Source organism: Nocardioidaceae bacterium (genome assembly GCA_018672315.1).
Taxonomy (GTDB): domain Bacteria; phylum Actinomycetota; class Actinomycetes; order Propionibacteriales; family Nocardioidaceae; genus TYQ2.
The window spans coordinates 1935500-1949015 of sequence record CP076053.1 but is presented as its reverse complement, the minus strand read 5'-3'; the positions used below and the strand labels follow the sequence as shown (position 1 = coordinate 1949015).

The following is a 13516-nucleotide window of genomic DNA, read 5'->3' as shown; positions in this document are numbered from 1 at the left end:
TCGGATGCACATCGATCTCGAGATCCAGGCCGCGGCGCGCGGTGGTGTCTTCACCCGCGGGGAGGTCCTGGCGACCGGCTACACCGACGACGACATCAAGCACCTCGTACGCTCCGGCGACTGGCGGCGCGTACGCCGGGGCCGCTTCGTCACCAGCGACGCCTGGAACGCAGCCGACGAGGTCCAGCGACTCGCGATGCGCTGCCACGCGTGCGTGGTCACCGGCCGACGCTGCGTGCTCAGTCACGAGACCGCCGCAACGCTGTCCCACCTCCCCGTCGTGCTGCCACATGCCGCCCCGGTCGACGATGACCTCATCCACCTCACCGTCCCGACACCGCGAGGCAGCAGACCGCGCGTACGCAGCCGAGCCCACGTCGCCGCCGTGCCGGAGCATCACCGCGCCCTCGCACACGGCCTGGTCGTCACCAGCCCGCTGCGCACCGCCCTGGACCTCGCGCGACGGTACGGCGAGCTCACCGGAGTCGTGGCAGCCGATGCCGCGCTGAACCGTGGCGCCCAGCTCGACGAGCTACGAGACATGGTCGAGGAGACCGCTCACTGGCCGGGCGCGTCGCACACGCGCCGACTCGCCGAGCTGACCGACGCCGGCAGCCAGAGCCCCGGCGAGACCGTGTCACGGCTGATCGTCGCCGCCCTCGGCCTGGGACCGGTGACGACCCAGGCCCGCATCGAGCACGGAAACCGTCACGCGGACGTCGACCTGCTGCTCGGACGGCTCGTCATCGAGTTCGACGGGCGCTCGAAGTACGGCGACCTCAGACGCTTCGGACGCGACCGTACGCCCGAGGAGCTGTTGTGGGACGAGAAGCAGCGCGAGGACTGGCTGCGGTCACTGGGCTACACCGTCGTACGCCTGACCTGGTCCGACCTGTGGCCCCCGCGTCGGGAGGCGACGATCAGGATGTTGCGCGAGAAGTTCTTCCTCGCCGAGCGCGCTCCCGTCTGATCCGTACGGGTGCCGCCTTTTGCCCGGGCTGCGCCCGCCCTGAACGCCCGCGTACGCGGCTGATCCTGGACCTGCGCGGGTTCACAGCAACGCGCAACTTCTGGAATGCCCGCATACGCGGGCGTTCAGGAGGCCGGAGGCCGGAGGCCGGGAGCCGGACTCACCCACAGGTGGCGAACCCGACCGGACCCTCGACGAACGCGGTCATCAGGTTCGTGCGCGGACGCACCTGGGCGTCCAGCACCACGAGCTCGTCCTCCGCGCGGGCGGCGGTGAGGTCGAAGCGGTCGGCGAGCCGCCCGCCCTGTCCGTACGCCGGTCCCGAGGCCAGCTCGGCCCGCACCTGCAGGTTGCCCTCGGCCTGGGAGGCGGAGTCGAAGGCCATCGCGATGGTGAGGTCGCGGCCGGTCCGCCCGAACCAGTAGCCCTCCATCGGCGTCGCTCCGTCGTCCACGGCGTCCAGCGCCACCTGGTCGTCGGGCGCCGCGGTGGTCATCGACAGGGCCTCGCACACGTAGTCCTGTGCCAGCAGCGCGCCCGCGGTCGGTGCGCCCGCCGCCGCGACCAGCTGCTCGACGTGCTCGACCGAGGCGAGCGACGGCGTCTCCCCGGCGATCACCTCCAGCGTCTGCTGCAGGTAGACGTCGGAGGTGGAGAACGCCACGAGCCTCTCCTCGGGCAGCACCGCCACGACTTGCACGATCGGGGTCAGTCCGTCCTCGAGACCCGCCACCAGGTCCGACCCCCCGATCCACAGGCCACCGGAGCCGGGGCCGCCGCTGGGCTCGCTGTACCCGAGCGCCGCGAGCCGTCGCTCGACCTCGGCGAGGTCGACCGAGTCGTCCACGGCGAGCAGGTCCACGTCGCCCTCGCGGGACTGGCCGAGCGCTTCCCACCTGGCGCTCAGCACCGAGACGCCGAAGGTGCGCTGGTAGAGGTCGATCTCGTCGCCCAGCGCGGTCAGGGGCGCGGCGTCGAGCTCGTCCACGCGGCGTACGAACCGGGCGATCTCGCGCTCGGAGGCGTCGATGCCGGGGTCGGCTGAGGCGGCGCGTACGGACTGCCAGTCGACGTAGGAGACCCGCAGCACGTCCTCGGGCAGGCGTTCGACGGCCTGCTCCAGCGACGACCCGGCTCCTCGCGGCACCAGCACCGACACCACCGCGCCGACGACAACGAGCACGATCAGCACGGGCAGGAGCACGCGTCCTCGCCTCATCGCAGCCCTCCCTCGTGATGGCCTCGGGTCGATCTCGCGTCCACGTCGGGTCGATTCCGTGGCGACCGTCACCGACCCTACGGACCGATCTCCCACCCTCGACTCACCATTGGGCGTACGTCACCTGCTCAATGCTCCAGTCAGGTGGTGGGACCGCCCCGACGGGTGTGAGACTAGCTGTCATGCCCGGTGCCGCAGCCTCGCGAGCAGATGTCCTCAGCGCCGGCGCCGTGGTGACGCGGCCGGGCAGGCGCGGCACGGAGGTGCTGCTCGTGCACCGCCCGCGCTACGACGACTGGTCCGTCCCGAAGGGCAAGGTCGACCGCGGCGAGCACCCGCTGGTTACCGCCGTCCGCGAGGTCGAGGAGGAGACGGGGCTGCGCGTACGCCTCGGCGCCCGTCTGCCCGACTCCACCTACGAGACCCAGGGCAGGAGCAAGCGGGTGCTGTGGTGGACCGGTCGGGTGCTCGGCGACCCCGAGGCCGCGGAGGTCAGGGGCTACACCCGCGGCACCGAGATCGACGAGGTGCGCTGGGTGCCGGCCGCCGAGGCGCGGGGCCTGATCGACTTCGAGCTCGACTCGCTGCTCGTCGACGAGGCGACGCAGCGGCCGCAGGACACGCACACGCTGCTGGTCGTACGCCACGCGAAGTCCCGCTCGCGCAAGCGCTGGAAGGGCGACGACACCGAGCGCACGCTGACCGCCACCGGCACCGACGACGCCCGCGCGCTGCCACCGCTCCTCGGCTCGTACGCCCCCACCCGCGTCGTCTCCAGCTCCAGCACGCGGTGCGTCGACACCGTCCGGCCGTACGCCAAGGTGAGCGGCCAGAAGCTGCACACGACCCGCTGGCTCGCCGAGGAGCACGCCACGAAGGGCAAGGTGCGCCGCGTGGTCGCGGACCTCCTGGCCCGCGACGCCTCCACGGTGCTGTGCAGCCACCGCCCGGTGCTGCCGCTGGTGTACGCCGCGCTGGGCATCGAGGCCGAGGCCCTGGAGACCGGCGACTTCACGGCAGTCACGCACGTACGCGGCCAGGTGCTGGCGGTCGAGACCCACTCCCTGCGCACGGCGTACCTGCTCGACGGCTCCGGCTCCCCCGTGCCGGGTGCAGCGGCGGCCCGCATCGACCGTCCCGCCTGAACCGGCGACCAGCGTCACACGATCCACCCGGCTGCGTTCACCTCCTGTTCACCGACGGACGGGCATCGCGACACCTGCGATCAGCAAGATCCCGTTCGTCCGACGACACTGCGACTGCGAGCCCGGACCGGGCCGTCGCCGATCACCAGGAGAACACCAGATGCGTTCCATGCGCACCCCGCTCCACCGCGCCGCCGTGGTCGGCGCCGCCCTCAGCCTCAGCTTCGTCACGGCGTGCTCGGCGGGCAACGCCGGCGGTGAGGGTGACACCGGCGGCCCGAACGCCGCCCCGCAGGTCGAGGGCCTCTCCGGCACCCTGAACGGCGCCGGCGCCTCCACCCAGGAGGCCGCGATGGGCGCCTGGTCCGCCGGCTTCCAGACCGCCAACCCCGACGTGCAGGTCAACTACGACCCGGTCGGCTCCGGAGGCGGCCGCGAGTCCTTCGTCTCCGGCGGCGTGGACTTCGCCGGCTCCGACGCGCCTCTCGAGGACGAGGAGCTGGCCACCGCCCAAGAGCGCTGCGGCGGATCGGTCATCGAGGTCCCCAGCTACGTCAGCCCGATCGCCCTGGTCTTCAACCTCGAGGGCGTCGACAGCCTCGACCTCTCCCCCGAGGCCATCGCCGGCATCTTCGCCGGCGAGATCACCCAGTGGGACGACCCGGCCATCGCCGAGACGAACCCGAACGTCGACCTGCCCTCGAACGCGATCACCCCCGTGCACCGCGCCGACGACTCGGGCACGACGGAGAACTTCACCGAGTACCTCGACGCCGTCGCCCCCGACACCTGGACCTTCGGTGTCGTCGAGACCTGGCCGCTGGGCGGCCAGCGCGGCGGGTCGGCCGCCCAGGGCACCTCGGGCATCATCGACGCCGTCTCCAGCGGTGCCAACACCATCGGGTACGCCGACGCCTCGCAGGCCGGCGACCTGTCGGTGGCCAACGTCGGTGTGGGCGGCGAGTTCGTCGAGCCGAGCGCCGAGGCCGCTGCCAACATCCTCGAGGCCTCCCCGCGGGTCGAGGGTCGCGACGCCAGCGACATCGTCTTCGAGCTGGACCGTCAGACCGAGGAGGCCGGCACCTACCCGATCGTGCTGACCTCCTATATTCTGGCCTGCCCCCAGTACGACGACCAGGAGACCGCCGACCTGGTCAAGGGCTACGTCGGCTACGTGCTCAGCGACGCGGGCCAGCAGACCGCCGCGGAGAACGCCGGCTCGGCTCCGCTGCCGCAGTCCCTCCAGGACGAGGCCGAGGGCATCGTCGAGAGCATCACCGCCGCCGGCTGATCCACGGACCGGACGGACCCGAGCACCGGGTCCACCCGGTTCGCCAATCGGCACGTCCCGGGGCCATGCTGGCTCCGGGACGTGCTGATCCGGCCCGCTCCACCCGCTGCCCCCCACCGCCACACTCGAGGAGCCCTCCGGTGAGCGACACCAGACCACGCGACACGGCGAGCGACGCCGACGTCGTCACGAGCCGCGAGAAGAAGCGCGCCGGTGACGTGATCTTCGCCGGCATCTCGCGCGGAGCGGGCTTCACCATCCTGGTCGCCCTCGCGGGCGTCGGCATCTTCCTCACGGTGCAGGGCATCCCCGCCTTCGGCGCGGAGGACTACAAGGGCGCGGGCAACCTCTTCAGCTACACCTGGCCGCTGGTGTACGGCACGGTGCTCGCCGCGGCCATCGCCCTGCTGCTCGCCACGCCGCTGAGCATCGCCGTGGCGCTGATCAGCTCGCACTACGCACCCCGCAGGCTCGCGGTGCCGATCGGGTACATCATCGACCTGCTCGCCGCCGTGCCCTCGGTCGTGTACGGCCTGTGGGGCATCGGCTTCCTCGGTCCCCAGCTGGTGCCGATCTACCAGTGGCTCAACGAGAACGCCGGGTTCCTCCCCTTCTTCGCGAATCCCGCGGACCCCGGCGGGCGCACCATCCTCACCGTCGGCATCGTGCTGGCGATCATGATCCTGCCGATCATCTCGGCGATCATGCGCGACATCTTCGCCCAGACGCCGACCCTGCACCAGGAGGCGGCCCTCGCGCTCGGCGCGACGCGCTGGGAGATGATCCGCATGACCGTCTTCCCGTACGCGAAGTCCGGCATGGTGAGCGCCACGATGCTCGGCCTCGGGCGCGCGCTCGGCGAGACCATGGCGGTCGCCATGATCCTCTCAGCGACCGGCACGGTGACGATCAACCTCATCGGGTCCGCCAACCCCGACACCATCGCGGCCAACATCGCCCTGGACTTCCCCGAGTCGAGCGGTGTCGCCGTGAACGTGCTCATCTTCTCCGGCCTGGTGCTCTTCGCCCTCACCTTCGTCGTCAACTTCGCCGCGCGAGCCATCGTCGAGCGGTCCGGGAGGAGCTCCTGATGACCACCACGAACCCGACGCCCGGGCCCGGTGAGGACGTGGTGACCGACTCGGTCACCGACCAGTTCGACGCGATCACCGCCGACATCGTCAGGCCGACACTGCCCGGCCGGGCCCCGCTCATCGCGCTGATCGGCTCGCTCGCCGTCGGCGCCGGCATCGCCTTCCTGCTGGGCGGCGGCATCGTCGCCACGGTCGTGCTCGGCATCGTCCTCTTCAACCTCGCGCTACCCCTGTGGTCACGCGCCGTGGAGGGCAGCCGCGCCGCGGTCGACCGTGCCGCGACATCCCTGATGTGGACCGCGTTCGTCATCGCGATCATCCCGCTGGGGTCGCTGGTCTTCACCGTCGTCTCCAAGGGCGTCGGCGTGCTGAGCCCGACGTTCTTCACCTACGACATGCGCAACGTGCTCGGCGAGGGCGGCGGCATCTACCACGCCCTGATCGGCACGCTGCTGATGACCGCGGGCGCCACCGTGATCTCGGTGCCGGTCGGCATCATGGCGGCGATCTACCTGGTGGAGTACGGCAAGGGCTCGCGCGCCGCCAGGATCACGACGTTCCTCGTCGACGTCATGACGGGCATCCCGTCCATCGTCGCCGGCCTCTTCGCCTTCGCGCTCTTCTCGATCTTCTTCGGTCCCGGCATCCGCTTCGGCTTCGGTGGCTCGGTGGCGCTGAGCCTGCTGATGATCCCGATCGTCGTACGCGCCACCGAGGAGATGCTCAAGCTGGTGCCGGACGAACTGCGCGAGGCGTCGTACGCCCTGGGCGTGCCGAAGTGGCGCACCATCGTCAAGGTCGTGCTCCCCACCGCGATCGGCGGCATCATCACCGGTGTCACGCTGGCCGTCGCCCGCGTCGCCGGTGAGACCGCCCCCTTGCTGATCATCGCCGGGTCGACCGACTTCCTGAACTGGAACCTGTTCCAGGACCGCATGATGGCGCTCCCGCTGTTCATCTACTACCAGTACACCCAGCCCGGCTTCCCGCCCGATCCGGCCCGCGACCGCGCGTGGGGTGCCGCCCTGGTGCTGATCGCGATCGTCATGGGGCTGAACCTGCTGGCACGATTCGCCGGACGCTACTTCGGCACCAAGTCGATCAAGAAGTGAGAGGCACGCAGATCTGATGGCCAAGTCGATCACCATCGAGGACCTCGACATCTACTACGGCGACTTCCGCGCCGTCGAAGGTGTCGACATGACGATCCCCGCGAAGTCGGTGACCGCCTTCATCGGTCCCTCCGGCTGCGGCAAGTCGACGTTGCTCCGTTCGCTGAACCGCATGCACGAGGTCATCGACGGCGCGTACGTCGACGGCAAGGTCACCGTCGACGGGCAGTCGATCTACGCGCCCGACGTCGACCCGGTCGACGTACGCCGCCAGATCGGCATGGTCTTCCAGCGGCCCAACCCGTTCCCCACCATGTCGATCTACGACAACGTGCTCGCCGGCAACCGGCTGAACTCCAAGCGGATGAGCAAGCAGGAGTCCGACGACATCGTCGAGCGGTCGCTGCGCGGGGCGAACCTGTGGGGCGAGGTGCACGACCGTCTCAACAAGCCCGGTGCCGGCCTCTCCGGCGGTCAGCAGCAGCGGCTGTGCATCGCCCGTGCGATCGCGGTGGAGCCGCAGGTGCTGCTGATGGACGAGCCGTGCTCGGCCCTGGACCCGATCTCGACCTCGGCGATCGAGGACCTGATCCACGAGCTGAAGAGCAACTACACGATCGTGATCGTCACCCACAACATGCAGCAGGCCGCACGCGTCAGCGACGACACGGCCTTCTTCAACCTCAAGGGCGCCGGGCAGCCCGGACAGCTCGTGGAGATGAACCCGACCAAGAAGATCTTCTCCAACCCCGACCAGCAGGGCACCGAGGACTACATCTCGGGTCGCTTCGGCTGATCCGCTCCACCAGCGGGCCGCAGACGACGACGGCGCCCTCCCCGAGCGGGGAGGGCGCCGTCTCTCGTTCAGAGGCCCAGGAGTCGATCGATCTCCTCCTGGGAGAGGCCCGAGTCGCTCTCGGTGGCCGCGATGATCAGGCTCGTGGTGAGCTCGACCTCCTCGAGCAGATCCGAGTCCTCCAGGGAGACGTCGAACTTGTCGCTCACAGGACGCGTCTCCTTCAGCTGCAGTCGGGTGCGGCGAGCCGGTCGGCGCGCCGATTGTCGGGGCACGAAGCGGCGTCGTACGCCGGGCCTCGTCGAGTCGACGGCTGGTCCTGTCATCGCTGGTGCCATGGTGACGATCCCCCGCGTCGCTCGATCCACTCTATGGTCAAAGCCTCCCCCGGCCCCGGCTTCTCCACAATGGGCCGAAAGTCACCTGTGTGCCCGGATCGCCCACGTCCGAGGCGACTCGGGGCATCTGCGTGCATGCCACACGGGGGCCCGGCGCACTCGCGCCGGACCCCCGTGTGGGTCGATCTGCTCGGGTCGGACCCGAGAACGCTCTCAGAGCGGGCGGACGTTCTCCGCCTGCGGGCCCTTGGGGCCCTGCGTGACGTCGAACTCGACCTGCTGGTTCTCGTCGAGGGACTTGTAGCCCTGGGTCTGGATGGCGGAGTAGTGGACGAAGACGTCGTCGCCGCCGTCCTGCTGAGCGATGAAGCCGAAGCCCTTCTCAGCGTTGAACCACTTCACGGTGCCCTGTGCCATGTTGCTTCTCTTTCCTTGCGGTGGGGGGACGTCGCCGTGTTGCGACGCCCGCACCAGATGACTCCTGGCGGTATCCCTGACGCGTTGGAAGGACGCGGAGGAACGCCGTGGACTGACAAACTCCAACGACGTTCGTGAACTGCTGGAACTTGCACCTGCTGCTGGCTCCCCACCTTAGCAAGCCGGACGCCGATCACCCACTCCTGACGCCGACCCTCCCGCGGCCGGGGTCTCCCGCGCCCCGCCGTGCTCGGCAAAATCCTCCGCGTTCCTCCGCGCGGCCCCGGCGGCCGTCCATACCGTCAGGACCTGAGACCTGAAACGGACATGTCACGGGGGATACACCGATGGTCACTGCACGCGTACGCCGCCGGCTCACACGCGCCGTTCCCCTCGTCCTGGTCGCCGGCCTCCTGGCGGTCGGCCAGGTGGAGGACTACGCCGGGTACGAGGGCCAGTCCGTGTGCGCCACGAAGGTGCAGCCGGGCACGCAGTACCTCGCCGACCACGTCTCCCGCACCTACGGCGGCTCGATCGTCAGCCTGCTGCGCGCCTGCACCGACGGCGCGAGCGAGCACAAGGACGGCCGCGCCGTCGACTGGTCGGCCAACGCCTCGAACCCTGCCGACGTGGCCCGGGTCGACCGGCTCCTCACCGACCTCTTCGCCACCGACAGGGCCGGCAACGACAACGCGCTGGCCCGCCGCATGGGCATCATGTACGTCATCTGGGACGACCAGATGTACAGCGCCTACCGCGGCTTCGCCCCCGAGAAGTACGTGTCCTCCTCCTGTCGCGGCAAACCCCTGAAGCAGTGCTCGCCGACCCTGCGGCACCGCGACCACGTGCACATCTCGCTGTCGCACGCGGGCGGCGCCGCGCAGACGAGCTTCTACCGCGACCGCGACGTGGCCTCGCTGCCGGTCTTCGTGCCCGGCACCCGGTTCGTGGACCCCGAGCGCACCCAGCTGGTCACCACCACGGTCGGAGCCGACGAGGGCCCCGTACGCCTGCCCTGGCGGATGCAGAAGGGCCGCACGTACCGGATGCTCGTCGTGGGTCGCATCCGCACCGGCGCGGGCGGTCCACCCACCGACGCCGCCTGCCGGCGCGAGACCGCCACCCGCAGCTGGGTGCCCGCGGCGGACGGCCTGACGATCGGCCGCAAGGGCAAGCCGTGGCGGCGTACGCCCTGCACCGGTGGCCGCGTCCAGGAGCTCAGCTGGACCGCCAAGCGCGACGGCAAGCTGCTGCTCACCGCCGGCGACGCGACCCCGGCCGACAACCGGGGCCGGTTCGTCGTGGCGATCGTGAGCCCGGACCTCGACGTGACCGGCGCCGACGTGGCGGCGGCCGCCCCGCGGGGCTGACCGTGTCCACCACGGCCGACGGGCGGACCCTCCCGGACTCCGTGACCGCCTCCCGCGACCGGGACGGCCGGCTCGTCTACGCGATCGACCGGGGCAGCCGGCACGGCTTCGTGCTCGTGCTCTCGTTCTTCGGCGTCGCCGTCGCCGCCGCGCTGGCCACGGTGCAGGCGATCCGCAGCCGCGCGGTGGACGACATCGGCATCGCCCTCAGCTTCACCTCGCTCGCGCTCGTGCTGTGGGCGGCGTTCCTCGGGGCCGACCGCACCCGCGTACGCGTCGTCGCCGGCGTCCTCCTGCTGCACCGCAGCGACACCGAGCAGCGCTTCGACCTCCGCGACCCCCAGGTGAGCCTCGAGGAGACCGGCGACCGACGCTCCAAGAAGTGGCGTACGCACCTGACCGGCCCCGGCGGCCGCACCGCGACGCTGACCCGCAGCCAGGTCGACCCGGACGGCCTGGCCGCCGTGGTCGCGCAGTACCGCCTAGGCTCGGCGCCCGAGGGCCTCTAGCTCAACCGGCAGAGCAACGGACTTTTAATCCGTGGGTTCAGGGTTCGATCCCCTGGGGGCCCACCTCACCGCACCTTGAAGGCGCCCGCGAGGCGTCCCCGGGGCAGCCCTGCCAGCACGGGGCCGATGGCGTCCGCGATCTCGTGGGGCATCGGCCGGTCGGCCGGGTCGTGGGCCAGCCCGGCGAGGAGCACGTCGGCGAGCTCCCGCGGGAACCCGGACGGCAGGCGCGGTGCGAGGTCGTCGACCGCGCTGCCCGTGACCTGCGGCAACGTCGCCGCACGACCCTCCTCGGTGGCTCGCTGTCCCGCGAAGACCCGGGTGCCGGTGATGGCGACGGCGAGGGTGGCGCAGATGCCCCACACGTCCGAGGCGTACGACGGCTCCCCCAGCTGCTGCGGGACGCACTGCTCGGGTGCCATGTAGGCGTCGGTTCCCACGGCGTAGGTCAGCGCTCGTGCCTCGAACTCCGGCCGCGCCACCGACAGGTCGATCAGCTTCGCCGGCGCACCCATGATGATGTTGCTCGGCTTGATGTCCAGGTGCACCCAGCCCAGGTGCCGCAGGTAGTGCGCGGCGGCGGCGAGCTCGACCCCCAGCGGCAGGTACTGCTCGGGCTGCAGCGGACCGTAGCGGCGGATCAGCGAGGACAGGCGCGGCCCGTCCAGGGCCTCCAGCACCAGGTGGGGCCGCTCGCTGTCCAGGTCGTGGCGCAGGGCGCGCACGACCGCGGGGTGGCGTACGAGCTCCAGCGCCTCGACCTCGCGGGCCAGTCCGCGCAGCGTGCTCGCGTCCTGGACCTGGTCGGGGCGGACGAGCTTGACGACCACCGGTCCGAGGGTGATCTCGTCGAAGGCGAGCACGGCCTCGTACGCCGCCCCGCCCCCGAGCCGACGGACGGTCGTCAGCTCGGGGGTGATGGCGTCACCCTCGGCGAGGCCCCAGGCGTCCTTCTCCATCTCGAGGGCGGACACGGCTCAGCGGCCCCCGCGGGTGTCGTTGCGCGACCGGTCGTTGGTGGCGTTCTTCGTCCAGTCGCGGGTGCGGTCCCCGCCGTCACGGGTGAAGTCCTTCGTCAGGTCCCCGCGCGAGACGTCCCGGTCGCGGCTGACGGCCGTGAACCGGCTGTTGGTGTTGTCGTTGCGCGAGCGGCTGTCGCCGGTGGCGTCGTTGGTGGCGTCGTTGGTGGCACCGCCGCGGGTGCGGGTGCCCCGGGTCCTGTTGGTGTCGTCGTCGTCGTCGTCGACGAGCACGATCTCCACGACGTCCTCGTCGCGCTTGACCGCGGGGTCGGCGTCGGCCGAGGCGACGGTCGGCGTCGAGAAGCCGATGAGTCCGACGACGGTCGCGGCGGCGACCCCGAGCAGGGTGGTCGGGATGATGCGGCGCAGCAGGCCGGTGCGGGTGTGGGTCTCGTTCATGGTGTCCTCCTGTGGTGGGTTGCTGACGAGATGACTCTGCGGCGTCACGATGAGGTCACCGTGAGGCCACGATGAGAACGCCCTCATCCAGCTCTGGCGCGGCGGTCGGACCCGGGCCTAGCGTGCGGCCATGGGGACCGAGCCGCGCGACATCGACCTGACCAGCCACGGCGTACGCCTGGGGGCGTGGCACCTGCGCGCCGACCACGACCGGTGGGCGACCGGGGCGGGCCGGCCGTGCGTGGTGATGGCGCACGGCTTCGGCTGCACGAAGGACTCGGGCCTGCTGCCCTTCGCCGAGCGCTTCGCCGCGGCGGGCGCGGACGTGGTGCTCTTCGACTACCGCGGCTTCGGCACGTCGGACTCCGACGACGGCACCGACGCGACCCGGCAGCGCGTCGACCACCGCCGCCACCGTGAGGACTACGTCGCGGTGCTCGACCAGGTGCGGGACCTCCCCGACGTCGACCCCGACCGCGTCGTGCTGTGGGGCAGCTCCTACTCCGGCGGCCACGTGGTCGCCGTCGCAGCCGCCGACCGGCGGGTGGCCGGTGTGATCAGCCAGGGCGCGGCGATGGACGGGGCGCGCGCGGTCGCGCAGATCCTGTCCTACGCCGGGCCCGCCCAGCTCGCGAAGCTCAGCGGCGTCGCGCTGCGGGCGGCCGCCATGCGCGCGGCGGGACGGCCCGAGCCCGAGATCCCGATCGTCGCGGAGCCCGGCACGCTGGCCGCGATCACCGCGTCCGACGCCCTACCCGGCTACTCCGCCATCGCAGGGCCGACCTTCGAGAACCGCATGAAGGCCTCAGGCATCCTGCCGATCTCGATGAACCGTCCGGTCAGCGCGGCGGCGAGCCTGACGATGCCGGTGATGCTCGTGATCGCCGAGCAGGACTCGATCGCCCCCGTGGCCGCGGTCGAGGCCGTCGCCGAGAAGGCCGCCGGACCCGTGACCGTCCACCGGGAGGCGGTCGGCCACTTCGACATCTACCTCGGTGAGCCGTTCGAGCGGTCGGTGGCCGCGCAGGTGGACTTCCTCCGCGGCGTCGTCGGCACCGAGGGGCGCTGAGACCGACAGGCATCACGGCGACCGACGCGGCACGCCGAGCGGGGCGCACCCCGGCGGACGACGGTGATGCCTGTTGCTCTCAGGTGGCTCCTCGCGTGCCCGCAGCGTGCCCGCAGGTGCGGAGGGGAGGATGGGTCCGTGTCCGCGCTGAGCTACGTCCCACTGGAGCTGCTGCTCCTCGCGGTCGTCGCCGGCTGCGCCGCGGCGTACGCGGTGGCGCGTCCCGCCTGGCTGCGCGGTGACCCGTACTCCGCCGTCGCCCGCGCCAGCCGGGTGCTGCTGCTCGGGGCCATCGCCGCCGTGCTCGTGGTGACCCTGACCGGCGGGGAGCCGGGCGGTGCGGCCAACGGCGTCAACCTGATGCCCGGTGACGGCATCCGCCGGGCCCTGCTCAACAGCAACCGCGACCTCGGCCTGCTGAACCTCGCCGGCAACGTCGTGATGTTCGTGCCCGTCGCCCTGCTGCTCCCGGTCGCGACCGGCCTCCGGTGGCGCCACTGCGTGTCCCTGTGCGTGCTGGGCTCGCTGGCCATCGAGACCGCCCAGCTCAGCCTCGGCCGGGCCTTCGACATCGACGACGTGCTGCTCAACGGTGTCGGCGCCCTGCTCGGGGCAGCCCTCGGCGTCGTGGTGGCCGGGGGCTTCCGCCGTGCGCGCCGGCGCGACGCGCACCGGCAACGCTCCTGACCCGACCGGACACGACGCGACACGCCGTACGCATTCCTGTCTTTACCGCCGAATCTGCGGTAAGGGAGACGCGCGCCG

15 protein-coding genes and 1 tRNA gene are annotated in these 13516 nt (G+C 71.3%); 11 read left to right on the top strand and 5 right to left on the bottom strand.

Features of this window, described 5'->3' with window-relative positions; genetic code table 11:
* Positions 1 to 4 precede the first annotated feature (4 nt).
* Positions 5 to 970: a type IV toxin-antitoxin system AbiEi family antitoxin domain-containing protein gene (locus KLP28_09350; GenBank protein QWC83841.1), complete on the top strand. Its 966-nt coding sequence runs from the start codon at positions 5 to 7 to the stop codon at positions 968 to 970.
* A 160-nt stretch (positions 971 to 1130) separates the two neighbouring features.
* Here the strand turns inward: KLP28_09350 and KLP28_09345 are convergent, their stop codons facing one another.
* Positions 1131 to 2189: a hypothetical protein gene (locus tag KLP28_09345; protein QWC83840.1), complete on the bottom strand. Its 1059-nt coding sequence runs from the start codon at positions 2187 to 2189 to the stop codon at positions 1131 to 1133.
* Between the two features lie 182 nt (positions 2190 to 2371).
* Between KLP28_09345 and KLP28_09340 the strand changes: the two genes are divergently transcribed.
* The 5 genes from KLP28_09340 to KLP28_09320 all read left to right on the top strand — a co-directional run bounded on the left by KLP28_09340 (position 2372) and on the right by KLP28_09320 (position 7627).
* On the top strand, positions 2372 to 3334 hold the full coding sequence (locus KLP28_09340; GenBank protein QWC83839.1) for an NUDIX hydrolase: 963 nt from the start codon (positions 2372 to 2374) through the stop codon (positions 3332 to 3334).
* Positions 3335 to 3494: 160 nt separating this feature from the next.
* Positions 3495 to 4625: a phosphate ABC transporter substrate-binding protein PstS gene (pstS, locus tag KLP28_09335; GenBank protein ID QWC83838.1), complete on the top strand. Its 1131-nt coding sequence runs from the start codon at positions 3495 to 3497 to the stop codon at positions 4623 to 4625.
* Between the two features lie 65 nt (positions 4626 to 4690).
* Positions 4691 to 5716: a phosphate ABC transporter permease subunit PstC gene (gene pstC, locus KLP28_09330; GenBank protein QWC83837.1), complete on the top strand. Its 1026-nt coding sequence runs from the start codon at positions 4691 to 4693 to the stop codon at positions 5714 to 5716.
* On the top strand, positions 5716 to 6831 hold the full coding sequence (gene pstA / locus KLP28_09325; GenBank protein ID QWC83836.1) for a phosphate ABC transporter permease PstA: 1116 nt from the start codon (positions 5716 to 5718) through the stop codon (positions 6829 to 6831). The genes pstC and pstA overlap by 1 nt, the downstream gene beginning before the upstream one ends.
* A gap of 16 nt (positions 6832 to 6847) precedes the next feature.
* Positions 6848 to 7627, top strand: coding sequence for a phosphate ABC transporter ATP-binding protein (locus KLP28_09320; GenBank protein ID QWC83835.1), 780 nt, complete (start codon positions 6848 to 6850; stop codon positions 7625 to 7627).
* A gap of 68 nt (positions 7628 to 7695) precedes the next feature.
* Here the strand turns inward: KLP28_09320 and KLP28_09315 are convergent, their stop codons facing one another.
* Positions 7696 to 7836 carry a hypothetical protein gene (locus tag KLP28_09315; GenBank protein QWC83834.1) on the bottom strand — a complete coding sequence of 47 codons (141 nt, stop codon included), beginning with the start codon at positions 7834 to 7836 and terminating at the stop codon, positions 7696 to 7698.
* A gap of 342 nt (positions 7837 to 8178) precedes the next feature.
* On the bottom strand, positions 8179 to 8382 hold the full coding sequence (locus tag KLP28_09310; GenBank protein QWC83833.1) for a cold-shock protein: 204 nt from the start codon (positions 8380 to 8382) through the stop codon (positions 8179 to 8181).
* A 347-nt stretch (positions 8383 to 8729) separates the two neighbouring features.
* On the opposite strand from KLP28_09310, the gene KLP28_09305 reads away from it, so the two are divergent.
* From KLP28_09305 to KLP28_09295, 3 genes are all read left to right on the top strand, one after another.
* Positions 8730 to 9752, top strand: a complete 1023-nt coding sequence (locus KLP28_09305; GenBank protein QWC83832.1) for a hypothetical protein — start codon at positions 8730 to 8732, stop codon at positions 9750 to 9752.
* A gap of 2 nt (positions 9753 to 9754) precedes the next feature.
* Complete coding sequence (locus tag KLP28_09300) at positions 9755 to 10261, top strand: hypothetical protein (GenBank protein QWC83831.1); 507 nt, start codon at positions 9755 to 9757, stop codon at positions 10259 to 10261.
* Positions 10252 to 10324: transfer RNA gene (locus tag KLP28_09295), tRNA-Lys, on the top strand. Before KLP28_09300 ends, KLP28_09295 begins: the two co-directional genes overlap by 10 nt.
* Before the next feature lie 2 nt (positions 10325 to 10326).
* On the opposite strand, the gene KLP28_09290 is transcribed toward KLP28_09295, so the two are convergent.
* Together KLP28_09290 and KLP28_09285 are read right to left on the bottom strand one after the other, a co-directional pair.
* Entirely contained in the window at positions 10327 to 11220 is an 894-nt protein-coding gene (locus KLP28_09290) for a serine/threonine protein kinase (protein ID QWC86903.1), read from the bottom strand.
* Positions 11221 to 11238: 18 nt separating this feature from the next.
* Positions 11239 to 11682: a hypothetical protein gene (locus KLP28_09285; GenBank protein ID QWC83830.1), complete on the bottom strand. Its 444-nt coding sequence runs from the start codon at positions 11680 to 11682 to the stop codon at positions 11239 to 11241.
* Positions 11683 to 11812: 130 nt separating this feature from the next.
* Between KLP28_09285 and KLP28_09280 the strand changes: the two genes are divergently transcribed.
* Entirely contained in the window at positions 11813 to 12751 is a 939-nt protein-coding gene (locus tag KLP28_09280; GenBank protein QWC83829.1) for an alpha/beta fold hydrolase, read from the top strand.
* A 138-nt stretch (positions 12752 to 12889) separates the two neighbouring features.
* Positions 12890 to 13438, top strand: a complete 549-nt coding sequence (locus tag KLP28_09275; GenBank protein QWC83828.1) for a VanZ family protein — start codon at positions 12890 to 12892, stop codon at positions 13436 to 13438.
* Positions 13439 to 13516: the final 78 nt, after the last annotated feature.